This window comes from Pseudomonas crudilactis (assembly GCF_013433315.1).
In the GTDB taxonomy this organism is placed as follows: Bacteria; Pseudomonadota; Gammaproteobacteria; order Pseudomonadales; family Pseudomonadaceae; genus Aquipseudomonas; species Aquipseudomonas crudilactis.
Window position 1 is genome coordinate 33849 of the sequence record NZ_WXVV01000036.1, and the last position, 21836, is coordinate 55684.

Consider the following 21836-nt stretch of genomic DNA (forward strand, 5'->3'; position numbering starts at 1 on the left):
CATCAGATGACGGCGACTGGCTGCACATCGGCAGCCAGCAAACGTTTTATTTCCGGGACACACGAGCCGCATTGCGTGCCGCAGCCCAAATTGTTTTTCAAACCTTGCAGATCCAGCCCTTGGCGAATGCCGGCGCAGACCGCGTTGAGGCTGACGTTCTTGCAGTTGCACAGGGTTTTATCCGCAGCGATCTGCGCCCCGGCACTGCCCGGCGGCGCACTCATCGGTGCAAGTAACCAGCGCCGCAGTTGTTCGTCCGCACGGCCTTCCAGCCACAAACTTTGCAACCAATGCCGGGCGAGGGTTTCGCCGGCCAGTCGGATCGCGGTGATCCGGCCGTTTTCAATGCGTACGCGCTTGCCGATAGCCCGACGGGGATCGTCATAAGCGAGTACCGGGCCTTCGATGAGTGACAGGCATTGGTCGATCTGAGCCAATAATTGTGGATTCGGCGCCTCGTTGCTGGCAGCGCGTATCAGCAATGCCGATCGTTCACGTCCGACAAGGCTGAGACTCACGTAGGAAAATGCCTCGCAAAGCGGTCGTAGGGTCTCGAAATGCCGTTGAACATCGCCCTCGATCAGTGCGAACAGTTGCCACGGCAGATTCACCGCTTCCAGGCGCACACCGCTGTGTTTGAGTTCCGGTTGTTTCGACAGTGGATCAAAGGCCGGCAGGGTCAGGCTGTTCACGCCGCCCTTGAGAAAGCGGTCGCCCCAGTGCATCGGTAGAAACGCTTGCCCTGGACGCACACTGTCATCGCTGCCGACCGCAACAATCACTGCGCCGCGACGACTTTTCAGATTGACCAGATCACCCGGCTGCAAGCGATGACGGCGCAATTCGTCTGGATGCAGACTCAACACCGCTTCGCTGACATGCCCGAACAGCTGCGCCGCCGTGCCGGTGCGGCTCATACCGTGCCATTGATCACGCAGGCGTCCAGTGATCAATGTCAGTGGAAAGCGTGCATCACGCTGTTCTTTGGCGGCGCGATAAGGGTCTGCGATGAACTGAGCGTGTCCGTTGGCAGTTGGGAAAATCCCGTCCTCGTACAGGCGTGGCGTTCCTTGCCGCGCGCCGACAGGGAAGGGCCATTGCTGTGGCCCGAGCTCGTCGATCAGCGCATAACTGATACCGGACATATCCAGATCCCGCCCGTGCGTTAGTCCTTTGAATTCATCGAACAACTGCGCAGGTTGGCTGAAGGTAAACAGGCTCGGTGCTGCGGGGCGCAGACGTTTTTCCAGACGCTGTGCGAAATCTACCGTAATCGCCCAGTCGGCTCGCGCTTCACCCGGTGGGAGGATGGCTTTGCGCACGTGGGAAATGCGTCGCTCGGAATTGGTCACGCAACCTTCTTTCTCGCCCCAACTGGCGGCGGGTAGCAGGAGATCGGCGAATGCTGCGGTTTCGGTGGTGCGAAAGGCTTCTTGCAGAACCACAAACGGGCAAGCTTCCAGCGCCGCGCGCACCGCACTCTGATCCGGCATCGACTGCGCCGGGTTGGTACAGGCAATCCACAACGCCTTGATCTTGCCGCTGCGTACCTGGTCGAACAGTTCGATTGCGCTGAGCCCGGTGCTACCTGGTAAGCGGTCAACACCCCAATAAGCCGCCACTTCAGCTCGGTGTTCAGGGTTGGCCGCCTCACGATGTCCCGGCAACAGATTCGATAAGCTTCCGGTTTCGCGCCCGCCCATGGCATTTGGCTGACCAGTAAGGGAGAAAGGTCCTGCGCCCGGACGGCCGATTTGTCCGGTGGCCAAGTGCAGATTGATCAGTGCACTGTTCTTCGCGCTGCCAGCCGTGGACTGGTTCAAACCCATGCACCACAGCGACAGAAAACTCGGCGAAGTGCCGACCCATTCGGCGCATTGCTGTAATTGCTCGACACTGATCCCGCACAGCTGCGAAACCATTTGCGGGGTGTAATCGCGCACTAGGTTCTTCAGTTCGGCGAGTCCATCGGTGTGCGCCTTGACGAAGTCGCGATCAATCCAGTCTTCCCACAACAGCAGATGCAAAATCCCATGGAACAACGCGACATCGGTACCGGGCAGAATCGTCAGGTGCAGATCGGCGAGGTCGCAAGTGTCGGTGCGCCGTGGATCAATAACGATGACTTTCATCTGTGGCCGGCGGGACTTTGCCTCTTCCAGCCGACGAAAAAGTACCGGATGGGCGTAGGCCATGTTACTGCCGACGATCATCACGCAATCGCTGAGTTCCAGATCCTCATAGCTGCACGGCGGGGCGTCGGCGCCGAGGCTGCGCTTGTAGCCGACCACGGCTGAGGACATGCACAGGCGCGAATTGCTGTCGATGTTGTTGGTCCCGACCAATGCCCGTGCCAGCTTGTTGAAGGCGTAGTAGTCCTCGGTCAGCAACTGTCCGGAGATATAGAACGCCACGCTGTCGGGGCCGTGCTCGGCGATGGTCTCGGCGAACACGTTGGCGGCATGCTCCAGCGCGGTGTCCCAGTCCGTGCGGCTGCGCGCCAGGCCTTTGCCCAGACGCAGTTCCGGGTACAGCGCGCGAGCGGCAAGGTCGCCAGTCAGGTGCAGGGTCGAGCCTTTGCTGCACAGTTTGCCGAAGTTGGCCGGATGCGCCGGATCGCCGCTGACGCCGAGAATGCGCTCGCCGTCATGCTCGATCAGCACGCCGCAGCCGACCCCGCAATAACAGCAGGTCGAGGCGGTCGTCTGGCGGTTCATCAGATGGCGTCCCGCAGAGCCAACTGCACCCGACCGTTTTCGACCCGCGCCGGGTGATGGTGCGCGCAACCGATGTCTGGCGCCTGCGCCTCGCCAGATTCGAGGTCGATTTGCCAGTTGTGCAGCGGACAGGCCACGCGTTTGCCGTAGATCAAGCCTTGCGACAACGGTCCACCCTTGTGCGGGCAGCGGTCGTCGAGGGCGAAAACTTCGTCGTCGCTCGTACGAAAAATCGCAATGTCACCTCTCGGCCCGGCAATGATTCGCGAACCGAGGGCATTGATCTCGTCGAGGGCACAGATATCCAGCCAGTTCATGCCAGCACCTCCAGATTTTTCACGGGGATTACGTCGAATTCTTTCTTCAATTGCGGCTGCGCCAGACGTTCTTTCCACGGGTCTTGTTCGAACGACAGGGAGAATTGCAGGCGCTCGTTAAGCGCTTTGCGGCGCTCGGGGTCTTCCAGCACGGCTTTCTTGATGTGTTCCATGCCGACCCGTTGCAGGTAGTGCACGGTGCGTTCGAGGTAGAAGGCTTCTTCGCGATATAGCTGCAGGAACGCGCCGTTGTACTCGCGCACTTCTTCGGCGGTTTTCAGCTTGACGAAGAACTCGGCGACTTCAGTCTTGATCCCGCCGTTACCGCCGATGTACATCTCCCAGCCGGAGTCGACGCCGATAATTCCTACGTCTTTGATCCCCGCTTCCGAGCAGTTGCGTGGGCATCCGGAGACCGCGAGTTTTACTTTATGCGGCGACCACATGTTGAACAGATCGTGCTCAAGCTCGATGCCCAGTTGTGTCGAGTTCTGCGTGCCGAAGCGGCAGAACTCACTGCCGACGCAGGTTTTTACCGTGCGGATGGATTTGCCGTAAGCGTGGCCGGACGGCATGTCGAGATCCTTCCACACGCCGGGCAGATCCTGCTTCTTGATGCCGAGCAAATCGATACGCTGACCGCCGGTGACCTTGACCATCGGCACGTTGTACTTGTCGGCCACATCGGCAATCCGCCGCAGTTCCGAAGGATTGGTCACGCCGCCCCACATGCGTGGCACCACCGAATACGTGCCGTCCTTCTGGATGTTGGCGTGTGCGCGTTCATTGATCAGGCGCGATTGCGGATCGTCCTTGGCTTCGCCGGGCCAGGTGGAAATCAGGTAATAGTTGAGAGCTGGGCGGCACGTTGCGCAGCCGTTCGGCGTGCGCCAGTTGAGGTAACTCATGGTGCCGGCGATGGTCAGCAGATGCTGCTCGCGAATGGCTTGGCGGATCTGCCCGTGATTGAGGTCGCTGCAACCGCAAATGGCTTTTTCGCTTTTCGGTTTGACGTCGGCTGCGCCACCCACGGTGTTGATCAGGATCTGTTCGACCAGTCCGGCGCAGGAGCCGCAGGAGCTGGCCGCTTTGGTGTGTTTCTTCACCTCGTCGACGCTGAACAGGCCATGTTCCTGAATCGCTTTGACGATGGTGCCTTTGCACACGCCGTTGCAACCGCAGACTTCGGCGGTGTCGGCCATGACCATGGCTTTGTCCTGGCCCTGATGTCCTACGTCGCCTAATGCATTTTCGCCAAACATCAGGTGATCGCGGATCTCGCCGATGGCGTGATTCTCACGAATCTGGCGGAAATACCAACCGCCATCTGCCGTATCGCCGTACAGACAGGCGCCGACCAGCACGTCATCCTTGATCACCAGTTTTTTGTACACGCCGCCAATCGGGTCGGAGAGGGTGATGGTTTCCGTGCCTTCGCTGCCCATGAAGTCGCCGGCGGAAAACAGATCGATGCCGGTGACTTTCAATTTGGTTGACGTCACCGACCCCTGATAACGGGCGAAGCCCAGTTGTGCGAGGTGATTGGCGCAGACTTTGGCCTGTTCGAACAATGGCGCGACCAGCCCGTAGGCAATGCCGCGATGACTGGCGCATTCACCGATGGCATAAATACGTGGGTCGTAGGTTTGCAGGGTGTCGTTGACCAGAATCCCGCGATTGCACGGGATGCCGGCCTTTTCCGCCAATTCTGTGTTGGGACGAATACCGGCAGCCATTACCACCAGATCGGCGGGGATGATGTCGCCGTTCTTGAACTGCACCGAGCCGACCCGGCCATTGCCTGCGTCGTGCAGCGCCTGAGTCTGTTCGCACAGACGGAAGTGCAGGCCACGGGATTCAAGGGCGTTTTGCAGCAGTTGGCCGCTGGTTTTGTCGAGTTGACGTTCCAGTAACCACTCACCGATGTGCACCACGGTGACGTGCATGCCGCGCAGCATCAGGCCATTGGCGGCTTCGAGACCGAGCAGACCGCCACCGATGACCACCGCGTGCTTGTGGGTTTTGGCGGTGTCGATCATCGCTTGGGTGTCGGCGATGTCGCGATAACCGATCACACCCTGCAAGGTGTTGCCGGGGATTGGCAGGATGAACGGCGTCGAGCCGGTGGCGATCAGCAGGCGATCGTATTCGGCTTCGGTGCCGTCCTCGGCGATCACCCGGCGTTTGACCCGGTCGATCTCCACCACTTTGCGGTTGAGCAGCAACTTGATGTTGTTTTCCAGGTACCAGTCGAGGTCGTTGAGCACGATCTCTTCGAAGGTCTGCTCACCGGCCAGCACCGGCGAAAGCAGGATGCGATTGTAGTTGGTGTGCGGTTCGGCACCGAAGACCGTGATGTCGTACAGCTCGTTGCTCAGCTTGAGCAGTTCTTCGAGGGTGCGGACCCCGGCCATGCCATTGCCGATCATCACCAGTTTGAGTTTTTTCATCAGGTTCTCCGGGGAGCTGCGGCTGGCCTCTTGTGGGCAGTCAGGCCTTGCTCGAGAAATTTTGCGCAAACAAAAAAAGGCGTCCCGCTAGTTGCCTAGCGAGGACGCCTTTGTCCTGGTCCCGTTCTCTCGGGAAGCGCAGCCTTCGCCGTTGAAGGTTGGGCTTTATGTGTGTGTTGAGTGGGGTAATGCAGTGGTTGTGCCAAGTGGGGGCGGTGGCGGGTTTATTGGGGGTGACGGATTTTGAGGATGGATTTTTTGCACTGATTCGAAGCGGGTTGCTCGTTCGTGGGGCATTCAGGAAGGTGGATTTTTGGTGATTGGGCGGGCGCCTTCGCGAGCAAGCTCGCTCCCACAGGAGGTTTGTGAACACCACAGATCCCATGTGGGAGCGAGCTTGCTCGCGAATGGCGCGACTCGATTTAACTGTGAAACAGCAATACCAGCAGCACCAGATTCCCCAACAAAGCCACCAATGCCATGGACCGCCAGACCTTCAACGGCTCTCGCTCCAACAAGGGCCGAGGACGCACACTCAAACTGCGCCGCTCACCCTGTTCCAGCACCAACAACCATTCTTCCGCCGTTTCAAAACGCTGCTGCGGATCCGCCGCCACCCCGCGCTCCAGACTTTGTGTCAGCCATTCCGGCAGGTCCGGCCGATAACGGCTGGCACTTACCGGCAGACCAAAGCGGGGTCGCTGAAATGCTTCGATCTCGCCATAGGGAAAATGCCCGGTGAGCAAGAAATACAAGGTCACGCCCACCGCGTACAAATCCTGCTGCGCACTCGGCGGATCGCCGCGAAACGCTTCCGGGGCGATGTAACTGGGGGTTCCGGGCAGCGTCGACGGCGCGTCTTCGGACAGGCCAGGACAATACGCCAGGCCAAAATCCAGCAGGCGCAGTTCGCCATCGTCACCCACGTGCAGATTTTCCGGTTTGATATCCCGATGCAGAATCTGCCGCCGATGCAGCAGCCCCACCGCGCGCAGCAGGCGCTCGGCGATGTCCTGCCACTGTGCCAACGGCAACGGGCCTGACTGTTGAAACAGCTGTGCCAGCGTCTTCCCAGAATATTCCCGCATCACGTAGTACAAATGCTGACGCTGATTGCAGCCATGGACTTCAGGAAAATGCCGACCGGCCACGCGTTTGAGGAACCATTCCTCGGACAGCAGCGCCTGCCCGGCGTGAGGATCATCGGCGCTGCGCGACGGCAGGGTTTTCAGCAACCATGTCTGACCTTGCCCATCGAAAACCCGATACAGCAGCGATTGCTGACTCTGAGCGACAATCCTCTGAACCTGCCAGCCCTCGAAAGACTGGCCGGGTTTCAGCGGCGGCGGCAGGGGCCATTGCTGCAAATGAATCAATGCATCGCCGATATTCGCTTCACCCAGCGCATCGACCCGCACCAGCAATGCACTGGCATTGTCCTGACTCCCCGCCAGATGCGCCGCGTTGACCAGCGTTTGCGCAGCACTGCTCAGATCCGGCTGGTCACGCAGAATTGCCGCAATCGCGGTGTCACCCAACGTCGACCAGACACCGTCACTGAGCAGCACAAAGCTTTCACCGTCACGCAGCTCTCCGTCGAGAAAATCCAGCACCAGATGCTGATCCAGCCCCAGCGCGCGTTTGAGCACATGCTGCATGCCCGGTTGATCCCAGACATGATCCTCAGAGATCCGCTGCAAGCTGTCGGCATGCCAGCGATACACCCGGCAATCGCCGACGTGGGCGAGGGTAAAACGCCGACCACGCATGACCAAAGCGCTGACCGTGGTGAGCAGCGGTTGCCCGCCACCGTTGGCCTGCAACCAGCGGTTTTGCGCGAGCAGCAGACGATCCAGCGCCTGCGCCACGCTCCAGGTTTCCGGCGTGGCGTAGTAGTCGAGCGCCAAGGCCTGCAAGGTCGAACGCGCCGCCAGCCCGCCATCGGCGCACTGGCTGACGCCGTCGGCGATGGCGAACAGATAACCTTTGCTCGCCGCCAGCGCCGGAGCCGGTGTCACCGAACGCAAAGCGTCCTGATTTTCTGCACGCGGGCCGGTGGTGCTGGCTTCGGCAAAACTCAATTGCAGGGCCATCGACGGTTCAGACCCGCGCCGCCGTCACCGCTGCCGAGCCCCAGGTGGTTCTCCAGCGACGCTTGACGCCGTGCAGGCCAAACCACGCCAACACGCCGAGGCTGGCAAACAACCACAGGGCCAGTTGATAGCTGCCGGTGCTCTGTTTGATCGCGCCCATGCCGGCCGCCAAGGCAAAACCGCCGATGCCGCCGGCCATGCCGATCAGTCCGGTCATCACGCCGATCTCCAGACGAAAACGCTGCGGTACCAGTTGGAAAACCGCGCCGTTGCCTGCCCCTAAACCGAGCATGGTGCAGACGAAAAGTGCCAGCGCCGCGTAGGAACTCGGCAAGTTGAAACCGACCGCGGCGATGCATACGGCAGCAACGGTATACATCGCCAGCAGTGTGCGAATGCCACCGAAGCGATCAGCCAGCGCGCCACCCAGCGGCCGCATCAGACTGCCGCCGAACACGCACGCAGCGGTGTAGTAACCGGCAGTCACCGGGCTCAAACCGTATTGATCGTTGAAGTAGCCGGGCAGGGCGCTGGCCAGCCCGATGAAGCCGCCGAAGGTCACGCTGTAGAAAAACATGAACCACCAGCTGTCACGGTCGCCCAGCGCCTTGAAGTAGTCGGCCATGGCTTTGGCTTTCGGCCGTTGTGGCGCGTTTTTCGCCAGCCAGGCAAACAGCACCAGCGTCAGGATCAATGGGATCAGGGCGAAACCGAAAACATTGCTCCAGCCGAACGCGGCGGCGAGTACCGGCGCGAGCAGCGCGGCGAACACGGTGCCGGAGTTGCCCGCACCGGCAATGCCCATGGCTTTGCCCTGATGCTGCGGTGGATACCATTGCGAGGCCAAGGGCAGGGCGACGGCGAACGAAGCGCCAGCCATACCGAGGAACAGGCCGAGTATCAACGCCTGCTCGTAGCTATGAATGCCGATTTTCCAGGCGCCGAACAGCGCGCAAATCACAATGACCTGACCGATCAGACCGGCGGTTTTCGGCGACAACCGATCGGCGAGCATGCCCATCACGAAGCGCAGTACGGCGCCGGCGAGGATCGGCGTGGCAACGACCAGGCCGCGTTGTTGGGTGGTCAGGTGCAAATCAGCGGCAATCTGCACCGCCAACGGGCCGAGCAGGTACCAGACCATGAAGCTCAGGTCGAAATAGAGGAAGGCCGCGAACAGGGTCGGGGTGTGGCCGGATTTCCAGAAGCTTGAATTCATCGCGCACCTCAGCTGAAAAGAGTCTCGAAAGGAGTCATGCAACAGCAGGTGGGGCGCCGCCACGGCCGCACCACCGGCCCCGGGCTGTGGGGCCAAAACGCAAAAACGCCGCTACCTGATGCGCCGGTTGGGCGAACGGGTGAGCGACGTCTTTGTCGTAGGTGGGGCAACCGCCGTTGGTTACCTGTGCGTTTTACATAGCGAGATTTGTGCCAACAGCCGGAAAATCAAAAGCCCCTCACCCTAGCCCTCTCCCAGAGGGAGAGGGGACTGACCGAGGTGTCTGACATCAAACATCGACCTGAAAGACCGCGTCGATTATGGATTCACAGCAGAAATCACAGGTCGGCGTACTTCGCGAGCATCCCCCGATCAGTCCCCTCTCCCTCCGGGAGAGGGCTAGGGTGAGGGGCTTTTCAAGCGCTCAGCGCCTTTCAGCCAAGCAACTCACTCATCGCAATAATCTGCTCCGCCACCTGAATCAGCTTCTGCTGCCGGCTCATCGCCTGCCGCCGCATCAAGGTGTAAGCCTCTTCCTCGTTGCAGTCCTTCATCTTCATCAACAACCCCTTGGCCAGTTCGATGCGCTTACGCTCAGCCAATTGCTGATCGCGAGCCTGAAGCTGCGCACGCAAGGCCTGATCACTCTCGAAACGCGCCATCGCCACATCGAGAATCGGCTGCAAACGCTGGGCGTGAATGCCTTCGACGATGTAGGCACTGACCCCGGATTTGATCGCCTGGCGCATCACGCCCGGGTCATGTTCATCGGTAAACATCACGATCGGCCGTGGCTGGTCGCGGCTGACCAGCACCACTTGTTCCATGACGTCGCGGCTCGGTGACTCGGTATCGATCAGGATCACGTCCGGGCGCACCGTTTCGACGCGCGCGGGCAGATCGATGGTCAGACCGGACTCGTCGATCACCTCGAAACCGGCCTCGGTCAACGCAGCCTTCAGGCGCCCGACTTTTTTCGCTGTGTCATTGATCAGCAGAATGCGCAACATATTCGCGGTCTCCTGTCAGCGGCGGGCGAGAAGGGGAGCGTCGTCGTTCAACGCATGCAGCTTGAAACTGCGCGCGTAGCCGGCCGGGTCGCTGCCGTCCCAGACTTTACCGTCGAGCAACTGGCTGCTGCGCATATCGGTACCCCACGCGGCGACGCCGACAGCGGTGGCGGCGTCGCGGTAGACGTCCAGCCGCTGGACCTGTCGGGCAACGGCGAGGTAATCCGGGTCTTCGCGCAGCAAACCCCAGCGGCGGAACTGGGTCATGAACCACATGCCATCGGACAAGTACGGCAAATTCACTTGGCCATTGCCGTGGAAGCGCAGCGCGTGTGGATCCTGCCAGCGATTGCCGAGGCCATCGGCATAATCACCGAGAAAACGCGGTTCGATGCACGAAAGCGGCGCGTCCAGATATTCCGGCGCGCTGAGCAACTGCGCGGTGCTGCGACGATTTTCCGGGCTCTCTTCGATAAAGCGGCTGGCCTCAAGGATCGCCATTACCAGCGCTCTTGCGGTGTTCGGATACTGCTCGACAAATTCACGGGTGCAACCAAGGACTTTTTCCGGGTGATCGGGCCAGATGGTCTGGCTGGTCGCCAGGGTAAAACCGAGATCCTGCTGCACCGCACTGGCGGCCCACGGTTCGCCAACGCAAAAACCGTCGATACGCCCGGCTTGCAGGTGCGCGACCATTTGCGGCGGCGGGACGACGACGCTGTCGACATCCTGCAACGGATGAATGCCCTGACTCGCCAGCCAGTAATACAGCCACATCGCATGAGTGCCAGTGGGAAACGTCTGGGCGAAGGTGAGTTTTGCGCGGCTTTGGTGCACATGCCGATCCAGCGCTTCAGGACTGCTCACGCCGAGGCTTTGCAGGCCGTGGGAGAGGTTGAGACTCTGGCCGTTCTGATTCAGGCCCATCAGCACGGCCATATCGGTCGGAGCAACGCCGCCGATACCCAGATGCACGGCGTAAATCAGCCCATACAAACTGTGTGCGGCGTCGAGTTCGCCGCTGACCAGATTGTCGCGCAGATTGGCCCAAGAGGCCTGGCGCTTGAGATTCAGGGTCAGCCCGTAAGGCTGGGCAAAGCCCTGTGTGGCAGCAACGACGACCGAGGCGCAGTCGCTCAGGGCCATGAAGCCGAGGTTGATCGCAGTCTTTTCCGGGGCATCGCTGCCATTGACCCAGGCCAGTGGCCCTACCGAAGGTTCATTCATACACCGCCACCTCGAAAAAAAAGCGCCGCCACGGACTTTGCGCAGGCAAAATCCGGGACGACGCCATTGTCCTTGCCCGCAAGCCGTCATTGACCTGCGCGCTGATAGTCAAGGAGGGTGCAAGGCATATGCCACCGGCAGTGATTTGCGCGTGCGCCTCGCGCGGCAGGTCGATGCCCGGCTATAATCGCCGCCTCTTTTCGCCGCCCGAGTCATCGCCGCCCATGTACACCCTGGCCCGTCAGCTGTTGTTCAAACTTTCCCCGGAAACCTCCCACGATCTGTCGCTGGATCTGATCGGCGCGGGTGGGCGTTTGGGCTTAAACGGCTTGCTGTGCAAGGCGCCGGCAAAGAAGCCGGTGACGGTCATGGGCCTCGAATTCCCGAACCCGGTGGGTCTGGCGGCGGGTCTGGACAAGAACGGCGCGGCCATCGACGGCTTCGCGCAATTGGGTTTCGGTTTTGTTGAAATCGGCACCGTGACCCCGCGTCCGCAGCCGGGCAACCCGAAACCACGGATTTTCCGCCTGCCGGAAGCCGAGGCGATCATCAACCGCATGGGTTTCAACAACCTCGGTGTGGATAACCTGCTGGCGCGCGTGGCCGCTGCGAAATACAAGGGCGTGCTGGGCATCAACATCGGCAAGAACTTCGATACGCCGGTTGAGCGCGCGGTCGACGATTACCTGATCTGCCTCGACAAGGTTTACGCCCACGCCAGCTACGTGACGGTCAACGTCAGCTCGCCGAACACCCCGGGCCTGCGCAGCCTGCAATTTGGTGATTCGCTGAAGCAGTTGCTCGCGGATCTGGCTACCCGCCGCGCCGAACTGGCGTTGCGTCACGGCAAACATGTGCCGCTGGCGATCAAGATTGCACCGGACATGACCGACGAAGAAACCGCGCAGGTGGCTCAGGCGTTGATCGAAACGGGCATGGACGCGGTGATCGCGACCAATACCACCCTGAGCCGTGTTGGCGTCGAAGGCATGGAGCATGGCGACGAGGCGGGCGGTTTGTCCGGCGCACCAGTGCGGGAGAAGAGCACCAATACCGTGAAGGTGCTGGCGGGTGAGTTGGCGGGTCGGTTGCCGATCATCGCGGCCGGTGGCATCACCGAAGGCAAGCATGCGGCCGAGAAGATCACGGCAGGTGCGAGCCTGGTGCAGATCTACTCCGGCTTCATCTATAAGGGCCCGGCACTGATCCGAGAATCCGTAGACGCGATCGCCGCCCTGCGCTGATCCAATTGTGGGAGCGAGCCTGCTCGCGATAGCGGTGTATCAGTCACTGAAGATGTTGGCTGAACTGACGCTATCGCGAGCAGGCTCACTCCTACAGGTTTTGTGTATGGCACAAATAATGTGACAGGCATAAAAAAGGGCTCCTCGAAGGAGCCCCTGGGCCGCAGCCCGCCGTCCGGGAAGGACGTGCATGGTAAGTCGTTACAAATTCAGATTGTCGTGTCGGAATTAATGCCCTGTGTCAGCCGACGGCGTGAAGTTCGTTGAGTCTGTGGATTCCCGCAGTGCCGGTCATACCGTCCCAGTTGTCGCCGCGTCCTTCTCGCCAGCCGTTAATCCAGGCTTGACGTACCGACGGTAGAGTAAATGGGCAAAGCTCACGGGATTTGCCACCAACGCCATATTGATATCCGCGCAAAAATGCTCTTTCCAACGGATCACGCTTAAGTCTTCTCATAGGGTGTTTCCCTCACTTGTTGACTGTTTTGTGTCGCGTTGACCTCAACTGAGGTCTGGCAGAAAAAACCTGCCATGGTGCGGCTCGCTGCCGGCGTGGCGAGCCAAGGTGTTGACGCCGTTGCGACGTCAACCTGTGTTCAGTTCTAACCAATGAGTCACACCGAGGGAATGATCGTTTTGTCATAAGGACGTAACGAAATTAGTGCTACAGCCATAAGTAACGACGGGTTTCATGCACGGTTTTTCAGCAAACCCCGGTATGATCGGCCCCGCGCTGCATGATGGGGTTAATTCTTTAGTGAGAATGACCCACGTTTGCGCTGGGGTATAAAGCGACGAAGGGTCGCTTTAAGACTTTTTGTTTCATCAACTTTTTTATCTGTCCCGGCATCTAAGCTCTTTTAACCCGAGCAGCGGGGATGGAACGGCACACCTTCGTGCCACGCGGGCGTTCTTTTAGAAAAGCGCCTGATTGAAAAACGGATCGGCAATGCGTTGCCGATTCACTAGCCAAAGGCTCTGGAAATACCATGTCCGACCGTTTCGAACTCTTCCTCACTTGCCCTAAAGGCCTTGAAGGCCTGCTCATCGAGGAAGCCGTCGGGCTTGGCCTTGAAGAAGCGCGCGAGCACACTTCCGCCGTGCGTGGCATGGCGACCATGGAAACCGCTTATCGCCTGTGCCTCTGGTCGCGTCTGGCCAACCGCGTGTTGCTGGTGCTCAAGCGTTTCCCGATGAAGGACGCCGAAGACCTCTACCACGGTGTGCTCGACATCGAGTGGCAGGATCACATGCTCAGCGACGGCACCCTGGCCGTTGAATTCAGCGGCCACGGCTCAGGCATCGACAACACTCACTTCGGCGCTTTGAAAGTCAAAGACGCCATCGTCGACAAACTGCGCACGCCGCAGGGCGACCGTCCGTCGATCGACAAGCTCAACCCGGATCTGCGCATTCACCTGCGTCTGGATCGCGGCGAAGCGATTCTCTCCCTCGACCTCTCCGGCCACAGCCTGCACCAGCGCGGTTATCGCTTGCAGCAGGGCGCTGCACCGCTGAAGGAAAACCTCGCAGCGGCAATCCTGATCCGTTCCGGCTGGCCACGCATTGCTGCCGAAGGCGGCGCGCTGGCTGACCCGATGTGCGGTGTCGGCACGTTCCTCGTCGAGGCGGGCATGATCGCCGCCGACATGGCGCCGAACCTGCGTCGTGAGCAGTGGGGCTTTACCGCATGGCTCGGTCACGTCCCGGCGCTGTGGAAAAAACTCCACGAAGAAGCCGTCGAGCGCGCCGCTGCCGGTCTGGCCAAGCCACCGCTGTGGATTCGCGGTTATGAAGCTGACCCACGACTGATTCAGCCGGGCCGCAACAACGTTGAGCGCGCAGGCCTGAGCGAGTGGATCAAAATCTATCAAGGCGAAGTCGCGACCTTCGAACCGCGTCCGGATCAGAACCAGAAAGGTCTGGTCATCTGCAACCCGCCGTACGGCGAGCGTCTCGGTGACGAAGCCAGCCTGCTGTATCTCTACCAGAACCTCGGCGAGCGTCTGCGTCAGGCCTGCCTGAACTGGGAAGCGGCGGTGTTCACCGGTGCACCGGATCTGGGCAAGCGCATGGGTATCCGCAGCCACAAACAGTATTCGTTCTGGAACGGCGCGTTGCCGTGCAAGCTGCTGTTGATCAAAGTGCTGCCGGATCAGTTCGTCACCGGCGAGCGGCGTACCCCGGAACAGCGTCAGGCCGAGCGCGAGCAAGCGGCTTACGACCAGACCCCGGACGAGCCGCAAGAGCGCAAGTTCAACAAGAACGGCAACCCGATCAAACCGACGCCAGCCCCGGCACCGGTGATCGAGCAACCGCGCTTGAGCGAAGGCGGGCAGATGTTTGCCAACCGTTTGCAGAAAAACCTCAAGGCCATGGGCAAGTGGGTCAAGCGCGAAGGCATTGATTGCTACCGTGTCTACGATGCCGACATGCCTGAATATGCGATGGCCATCGACCTGTACCACGATTGGGTGCACGTCCAGGAATACGCCGCACCGAAGTCCATTGATCCGGAAAAAGCCTCGGCGCGCATGTTCGACGCCTTGGCCGCCATTCCGCAGGCGCTGAACGTCGACAAGAGCCGCGTGGTAGTCAAACGCCGCGAACGTCAGAGCGGCACCAAGCAGTACGAGCGTCAGGCTGCACAGGGCAAGTTCAATGAAGTCAGCGAGGGCGGCGTGAAGTTGCTGGTCAACCTCACTGACTACCTCGACACCGGCCTGTTCCTCGACCACCGCCCGATGCGCATGCGCATTCAGAAAGAGGCCGCCGGCAAGCGCTTCCTCAATCTGTTCTGCTACACCGCGACCGCCAGCGTGCACGCGGCCAAGGGCGGCGCGCGCAGCACCACCAGCGTCGATCTGTCGAAGACTTACCTCGACTGGGCACGCCGCAACCTGTCGCTGAACGGCTACTCGGACAAGAACCGTCTGGAGCAGGGCGATGTGATGGCGTGGCTGGAAAGCAGCCGTGACGAGTACGACCTGATCTTTATCGATCCGCCGACCTTCTCCAACTCCAAGCGCATGGAAGGCATCTTCGACGTGCAACGTGATCAGGTGCAGTTGATCGACCTGGCCATGGCCCGTCTGGCAAGCGGTGGCGTGCTGTATTTCTCCAACAACTTCCGCAAGTTCCAGTTGGAAGAAAACCTCGCCGAGCGTTACGCGGTCGAGGAAATCAGCGCGCAGACCATTGATCCGGATTTCGCCCGTAACACCAAGATCCACCGCGCCTGGAAAATCACGGCTCGTTGACGCTTTGCGCAATTGGATCCACAGAGCCTTGATTTTTAAAGGCTCCGTGGATCTGCCCGCGCTAGCTAAATTAGTGGCTAATAGCTATAACTCACACACGGTCAATGGGGTTTTCCCGTAAATGCTGGCGTAGTGTGAGTTGTCTTTATGTCGTTGCACCCCGTGCGCCCAAAGATTCTGGGTTTCATCAGTGAAGACGTCTCGGCCTGGCTGGTCGCGCTGCTGGTATTGCTCGCCGGCGGAATTCTCACGGGGCTGCTCGCCTGGGCCACCCTCAATCAGTTTCAGCAACAGACCCGTCAGCGTTTTCAACTGCTGGCCAATGAACGCTACAGTCGCATCGAAGAACGCTTTCAGGACCAGGAGCAACGCCTCGACGGCCTGCGTCGTTTCTTCGCCAACTCTGAATCGGTGTCCCGCGCCGAGTTCGACGGGTACACCCACCCCTTATTAATGCGTACCCAGGCCTATTCGTTTGCCCTCAAGATCAAGGGGGCCGAGCGCGCGGCATTCGAACAGCGCGTGCGTGACGAAGGCCTGAGCAACTTCACCCTGCGTGAACTGAATGCCCAGGGCGAGCTGCAACTGGCTGGCGTGCGCGATGAATACGTGCCGGTGCTCTACAGCCAGACGCAAAGTCGGCTCGGCTCACCATTGGGTTATGACCTGCTCGCACAACCGCTGCGGCGCGACACGCTGCAACGTGCCGACAAGCTCGGCGGGCTGGCGGTGTCGCAACCCATGCACCTGGTCAGCATCGAACCATCGTATGCGCGCGGTGTGCTGCTCGTCGCACCCGTGAGCCACAATGGCGAGCGCCAATCGTTTGGCTACGTGATGGCGGTGATCAGCATGCGTCAGTTGCTGGCCGACGGTTTGCCGGATGCCTTCCATGACTATCTGTCGGTGCGCATTCTCGACATGTCGACCAATGATCAGCACGAAGTGTTGTTCGAGTCGACCAACGAACCGGCGCCGAGCGACCTCACGGCCACGCGTCTGGTGCGCATGGCCGATCACGACTATCAGGTCGATATTCTGCCGAGCGAGGCGTTCGTTCAGGCCAATCATTCGTCGGTCGGCAGCGTGATCATTCTGGGCAGCTTGCTCAGTTTGCTGCTCAGTGCCTTGCTCTATGTGTTGGTCAGTCAGCGCCAGCGCGCCTTGCGCATGGTCGAATTGCGCACACAGGAATTGCACGCCAGCGAACAGGAATTGCGTGGTACCCACGGGCAGTTGCGCGGCGTGCTGAATGCCGCAACGCAGGTGGCGATCATCGCCACCGACCTGCGCGGGGTGATCAACACCTTCAACCCCGGCGCCGAACAAATGCTCGGCTACAGCAGCGCCGATGTCGTCGGCCACATGACTCTGGAAAACCTGCACCTGCCCCGCGAGTTGACGGCCCGCGCCTCCGAGTTGAGTGCGCGTTACGGCAAAAGCATCCCGACCTGCCACGCGATGCTGGTCGAGGGCGGCGAAGTCGGCGGCCACGAGGCCCGCGAGTGGACGCTGGTGCGCAGCGATGGCAGCCATATTCCGGTGAACATGCTCGCCACGCCGGTAATCGATGAACAAGGGCTGTGGGTCGGGCATCTGGCGATCTGCATCGACATCACCGAACGCAAGCGTGTGCACGAGGTGCTGGCGGCGCGGGATGTGTTGCTGAAGAAACTCAGCGCGCACGTGCCCGGCGGCATCTATCAATTCAAGATGGAATTCGACGGGCGCTTCAGTGTGATCTACGCCAGCGACGGCATCCGCGAGATCTACGAACTGGAACCGGACGTGCTGTTGTTCAACGCCGAGGCGATTTTCACGCGCATTCATCCACAGGACGTTACCCGCGTGCGCTCTTCGATTCGTGCCTCGGCGGACAGCCTCAGCCCGTGGCGCGAGGAGTATCGCGTACAGCTGCCCGAACGCGGCTTGCGCTGGGTGCGCGGCGAGGCGACGCCGGAAGAACTGCCGGGCGGCGGTGTGCTCTGGCATGGCTATATCTCGGATATTTCTGACCTGAAACGCGTGGAAGAAGAATTGCGTGCGCTGTCGGTGACCGACTCGCTGACCGGCATTCATAACCGTCGCTATTTCCAGGAACGCCTGACCACGGAAATGGCCCGGGTCGAGCGCGGCGGCGGTGAGTTGTCGGTGATCATGCTCGATATCGACCATTTCAAACGTATCAACGATCAGTACGGTCACGCCGTGGGCGATCGGGTGCTGCAAGCGGTGTGCGAACGCATCGGCCATCGTTTGCGCCGTACCGATGTGTTCTGTCGATTGGGCGGCGAGGAGTTCATGGTGTTGTGCCCGGACATCGACGGCGAGCATGCGTACATGCTGGCGGTTGAGTTGTGGCAGGGTTTGCGTGGCGCGCCGGTGGATGTGGTCGGCGTGGTCACGGCGAGTTTCGGGATCGCCAGTTGGCGACTGGGGGAGGGCGCGGATGCGCTGTTGTTGCGGGCGGATTCGGGTGTGTATATGGCAAAGCAGCGCGGGCGTGATCGGGTCGAGCAGATGAGCTAGGCCGCGAAGCGGTTCCCCTGTGGGAGCGAGCTTGCTCGCGAAGGCGTCAGGTCAGTCAATAAATGCGTCGACTGATACTCCGCCTTCGCGAGCAAGCTCGCTCCCACAGGTTTTTGTGGTGTTGCCTGAACGGCGTTAGAGGACCGAAGCGGTCTGCGCCAGTTTTGGCTGCTTGTACAGGTCCAGCAGCACCTGATCCAGCACCGACGACGCCCCGAACGGCGCTTTGTCGTTGAGGATCGCCACCACTGCCCAAGTGTTGCCATTCACATCACGGCTAAAACCGGCAATTGCCCGCACGGTGTTCAGGGTGCCGGTCTTGACGTGGGCTTCACCGCGCATCGCCGTGGTTTTCAGACGCTTGCGCATGGTGCCGTCGGTACCGGCAATCGGCAGCGAGCTGATGTACTCGGCGGCATACGGGCTGTGCCAGGCGGCTTGCAGCATGCTCGCCATTTCACGGGCGCTGACCCGTTCAGCACGGGACAGGCCGGAGCCGTTCTCCATCACCAGATGCGGCGCAGTGATACCTTTCTTCGCCATCCACTGACGCACTACGCGCTGCGCTGCCTTGGCGTCGTCACCGTCGGCATCATTGCGGAATTTCTGGCCAAGGCTGAGGAACAGTTGCTGGGCCATGGTGTTGTTACTGTATTTGTTGATGTCGCGGATGATCTCCGCGAGGTCCGGCGAGTAGGCGCGAGCCAGCAGTTTGGCGTTGCCCGGTGTCGAGGCCAGACGGTCCTTGCCCTGAATGCTGCCCCCCAGTTCCTTCCAGATCGCGCGCACGGCACCGGCGGTGTAGGTCGCGTGATCGAGCAGCGACAGATAAGTCTGCGAACTGCAACCTTCGCCCAACTGGCCGGCCACGGTCACGGTCACGCTGCCATCCGCTTCTGGCACCGGGTTGTAGCGCACGCCGCCGGTGCATTGTTTGGAGGGCAGGGCTTTGACGGTGTTGGCGATGTGGATGCTGGCAATCGGCGGCTCAACCGAAATCAGCACCCGGCCATTATCGTTACGGGCAACGAAACGCAGGGCCTTGAGGTTGACCAGCAACGAGTCGGGTTTGACCAGGAACGGCTTGTTCTCGTCATTACCGTCATCGTTGAATTCTGGCAGCACTGGCTGCACAAAAAAGTTACGGTCGAGGATCAGATCACCGGTGATTTGCGTCACACCGTTGGCGCGCAGGTCGCGCATCAACAGCCAGAGCTTTTCCATGTTCAGCTTTGGATCGCCGCCGCCCTTGAGGTAGAGGTTGCCATTGAGGATGCCGCCGTTCAGGTCGCCATCGGTGTAGAACTCGGTTTTCCACTGATGGTTGGGGCCGAGCATTTCCAGCGCCGCGTAAGTGGTCACCAGTTTCATCGTCGAGGCCGGGTTGACCGACACGTCGGCGTTGAACACGGTCGGCGTGCCCGGGCCATCCAGCGGCACCATCACCAACGACAGGGCGCTGGGCTGCAATTTGCTCGCCTTGAGTGCTTTTTCAACGTTGGGAGTCAGGGAAGTATTGATGGTGGCAGCAGAAACAGGCAGGGCCAGCGGCAGAAGAAGGCCGGCGAGAAGCAGGGGACGCAACGATTTGATCATATGAAATAAAACCCTACAGTCGAGGGGAAAATAACGAGGACATGGATGAAAAAGCCCTCAGCGGTCATGAAAGTGTCGGCATTATGCCCCAAGGTGTTACAGCTTGTGCCTTGTCTGGGCCGGCCAATACGTTATTTTTTTACAGGCGGTCGGCTACAGGGGCCAGAGAGTCGGGCAATCGGCGGCTTAAACTGGTAAAGTGCCGGCCGTTAATACTTAAGAGGATTGTTCCAATGGCGACTAACCGTTCCCAGCGTCTGCGCAAAAAACTGTGCGTTGATGAATTTCAAGAGCTGGGTTTCGAACTGAACCTGGACTTCAAAGAAGACTTGTCCGAAGAAGCCATTGACGCTTTCCTCGAAGCCTTCATCAAAGAAGCCATGGAAGCCAATGGTCTGGGTTATGTTGGCGGCGACGACTTCGGTCTGGTTTGCCTGCAGAAGCGTGGCTCGGTCAACGAAGAGCAGCGTGCTGCCGTTGAAGCCTGGCTGAAAACCCGCTCCGAGCTGACCAAGTATGAAGTCAGCCCGTTGCTGGACGTTTGGTATCCGGAAAAGCCGATCAACGCGGCTAAGTGATACTGAAAAAAACGGCGACCTGAGGGTCGCCGTTTTTTTTCGTCTGGGGTTTGGGTGTTTAGGTTTCGGTTTGGGATTTGTGGTGAGTCTACCCCTCATCGGAACGCCGCCCGCCCAGCCCTCTCCCCCTGGAGAGGGGGCCGATTTGTGGGCTTCAAAGCCTGAGTTCAACTCGGTACCCCACGTCGGCGTATGTCTTCCAAACACCTCGGTCAGTCCCCTCTCCCTCCGGGAGAGGGCTAGGGTGAGGGGCTTTTGACCTTAAACTTTACGCCAATTCAAAATCAGTAAAGTCAAAACTCCCGCGACAATCCCCCAAAACGCCGAACCAATGGAAAACAACGTCAGCCCCGACGCCGTGACCATAAAGGTAATCAGCGCCGCTTCCCGTTCCTTCGCCTCGGTCATGGCAATGCTCAAACCATTGATGATCGAGCCAAACAGCGCCAGCGCGGCAATCGACAGCACCAGTTCCTTCGGCAGCGCGGCAAACAACGCCGCCAACGTTGCGCCGAACACCCCGGCAATCCCGTAGAAAATCCCGCACCAGACCGCAGCGGTGTAGCGCTTGTTGCGATCTTCATGGGCGTGCGGTCCGGTGCAGATTGCCGCGCTGATCGCTGCGAGGTTGATGCCGTGGGAGCCGAACGGCGCCAGCAACAGCGAAGCGATGCCGGTGGTGGTGATCAGTGGCGAGGCCGGGACGTTGTAGCCATCGGCGCGCAACACGGCGATGCCGGGCATGTTCTGCGAGGTCATGGCCACCACGAACAGCGGAATGCCGATGCTGATGGTCGCCGCCAGCGAGAAGTGCGGCGTGGTCCACACCGGCGTCGCCACTTCCAGATGAAAACCGCTGAAGTCGAGCAGACCCATAAAGCCTGACAGCGCGGTGCCGATCAGCAGCGCGGCGAGCACGGCATAACGCGGCGACAGGCGTTTGATCAGCAGATAAGTGAAGAACATCCCCAGCACCAGCCCGGTGCGGTGCTGCGCGGCGACGAAGATCTCACTGCCGATCTTGAACAGAATCCCTGCCAACAATGCCGCTGCCAAGGAGGCCGGGATCTTTTTTACCAGCCGCTCGAAGCTGCCGGTCAGCCCGCAGATCGTCACCAGCACTGCGCAGGTGATGTAGGCGCCAATGGCCTCGCCATAGCTGACACCGCCAAGACTGGTGATCAGCAACGCGGCGCCGGGCGTCGACCAGGCAATGGTGATCGGTGTGCGATAACGCAACGACAGGCCGATCGAGCACACCGCCATGCCGATCGAGATCGCCCAGATCCACGAAGAAATCTGCCCGCTGGTCAGACCTGCCGCTTGCCCGGCCTGGAACATCAGCACCAGCGAGCTGGTGTAACCGGTCATCATTGCGATGAAGCCAGCGACGATGGCCGAGGGCGAAGTGTCGGTCAGAGGGCGGAGTCGGGTGTGGGTGGCGTCGTTCATGACGGCGGTGTTCCTTATACCAATGAAGATCCCTTGTGGGCGAGCAGCGGATTCTGTGATCAAGCCTAAACTCAAACGTAACGGATCGTTGCAATACAGCCGAAGTCACAAACAGCCGTACAGTCGTGTTGCCACCTTCCATTG

General features: G+C 60.1%; 14 protein-coding genes. 4 read left to right on the forward strand and 10 right to left on the reverse strand.

The features are described from left to right. Positions 1 to 2: 2 nt before the first annotated feature. From GTU76_RS28635 to GTU76_RS28665, 7 genes are all read right to left on the reverse strand, one after another. Positions 3 to 2717, reverse strand: coding sequence for a nitrate reductase (locus GTU76_RS28635; RefSeq protein WP_180700160.1), 2715 nt, complete (start codon positions 2715 to 2717; stop codon positions 3 to 5). Then, a complete protein-coding gene (nirD, locus tag GTU76_RS28640; RefSeq protein WP_175554899.1) occupies positions 2717 to 3034 on the reverse strand; it encodes a nitrite reductase small subunit NirD in 318 nt (105 codons plus the stop codon). Before nirD ends, GTU76_RS28635 begins: the two co-directional genes overlap by 1 nt. Further along, positions 3031 to 5484 carry a nitrite reductase large subunit NirB gene (gene nirB / locus GTU76_RS28645; RefSeq protein ID WP_180700161.1) on the reverse strand — a complete coding sequence of 818 codons (2454 nt, stop codon included), beginning with the start codon at positions 5482 to 5484 and terminating at the stop codon, positions 3031 to 3033. The genes nirD and nirB overlap by 4 nt, the downstream gene beginning before the upstream one ends. Positions 5485 to 5906: 422 nt before the next feature. Further along, positions 5907 to 7577, reverse strand: coding sequence for a bifunctional protein-serine/threonine kinase/phosphatase (locus GTU76_RS28650; RefSeq protein ID WP_180700162.1), 1671 nt, complete (start codon positions 7575 to 7577; stop codon positions 5907 to 5909). Between the two features lie 7 nt (positions 7578 to 7584). Continuing rightward, positions 7585 to 8796 (reverse strand): nitrate/nitrite transporter, encoded by a 1212-nt coding sequence (locus GTU76_RS28655; protein ID WP_175554896.1) that lies wholly within the window; start codon positions 8794 to 8796, stop codon positions 7585 to 7587. Positions 8797 to 9230: 434 nt separating this feature from the next. Then, the gene (locus GTU76_RS28660; protein ID WP_007916390.1) at positions 9231 to 9806 is read right to left on the reverse strand and encodes an ANTAR domain-containing response regulator; all 576 of its coding nucleotides are present in this window, start codon (positions 9804 to 9806) and stop codon (positions 9231 to 9233) included. Positions 9807 to 9821: 15 nt separating this feature from the next. Beyond that, positions 9822 to 11033 (reverse strand): CmpA/NrtA family ABC transporter substrate-binding protein, encoded by a 1212-nt coding sequence (locus tag GTU76_RS28665; RefSeq protein ID WP_180700163.1) that lies wholly within the window; start codon positions 11031 to 11033, stop codon positions 9822 to 9824. A 224-nt stretch (positions 11034 to 11257) separates the two neighbouring features. On the opposite strand from GTU76_RS28665, the gene GTU76_RS28670 reads away from it, so the two are divergent. Next, on the forward strand, positions 11258 to 12277 hold the full coding sequence (locus GTU76_RS28670) for a quinone-dependent dihydroorotate dehydrogenase (RefSeq protein WP_016985598.1): 1020 nt from the start codon (positions 11258 to 11260) through the stop codon (positions 12275 to 12277). A 241-nt stretch (positions 12278 to 12518) separates the two neighbouring features. Here GTU76_RS28670 and rmf read toward each other — a convergent pair whose 3' ends face one another. Further along, positions 12519 to 12734: a ribosome modulation factor gene (rmf, locus tag GTU76_RS28675; RefSeq protein ID WP_003223300.1), complete on the reverse strand. Its 216-nt coding sequence runs from the start codon at positions 12732 to 12734 to the stop codon at positions 12519 to 12521. Positions 12735 to 13266: 532 nt separating this feature from the next. On the opposite strand from rmf, the gene rlmKL reads away from it, so the two are divergent. Together rlmKL and GTU76_RS28685 are read left to right on the forward strand one after the other, a co-directional pair. Next, positions 13267 to 15537 (forward strand): bifunctional 23S rRNA (guanine(2069)-N(7))-methyltransferase RlmK/23S rRNA (guanine(2445)-N(2))-methyltransferase RlmL, encoded by a 2271-nt coding sequence (gene rlmKL, locus GTU76_RS28680; RefSeq protein WP_102900771.1) that lies wholly within the window; start codon positions 13267 to 13269, stop codon positions 15535 to 15537. Between the two features lie 147 nt (positions 15538 to 15684). After that, on the forward strand, positions 15685 to 18066 hold the full coding sequence (locus tag GTU76_RS28685; protein ID WP_180700164.1) for a sensor domain-containing diguanylate cyclase: 2382 nt from the start codon (positions 15685 to 15687) through the stop codon (positions 18064 to 18066). Between the two features lie 135 nt (positions 18067 to 18201). Here the strand turns inward: GTU76_RS28685 and dacB are convergent, their stop codons facing one another. Continuing rightward, positions 18202 to 19662, reverse strand: coding sequence for a D-alanyl-D-alanine carboxypeptidase/D-alanyl-D-alanine endopeptidase (dacB, locus tag GTU76_RS28690; RefSeq protein WP_160057069.1), 1461 nt, complete (start codon positions 19660 to 19662; stop codon positions 18202 to 18204). Between the two features lie 233 nt (positions 19663 to 19895). Between dacB and GTU76_RS28695 the strand changes: the two genes are divergently transcribed. Beyond that, on the forward strand, positions 19896 to 20240 hold the full coding sequence (locus GTU76_RS28695; protein ID WP_007916365.1) for a YggL family protein: 345 nt from the start codon (positions 19896 to 19898) through the stop codon (positions 20238 to 20240). Positions 20241 to 20501: 261 nt separating this feature from the next. On the opposite strand, the gene GTU76_RS28700 is transcribed toward GTU76_RS28695, so the two are convergent. Continuing rightward, entirely contained in the window at positions 20502 to 21692 is a 1191-nt protein-coding gene (locus GTU76_RS28700) for a benzoate/H(+) symporter BenE family transporter (RefSeq protein ID WP_180700165.1), read from the reverse strand. Positions 21693 to 21836: the final 144 nt, after the last annotated feature.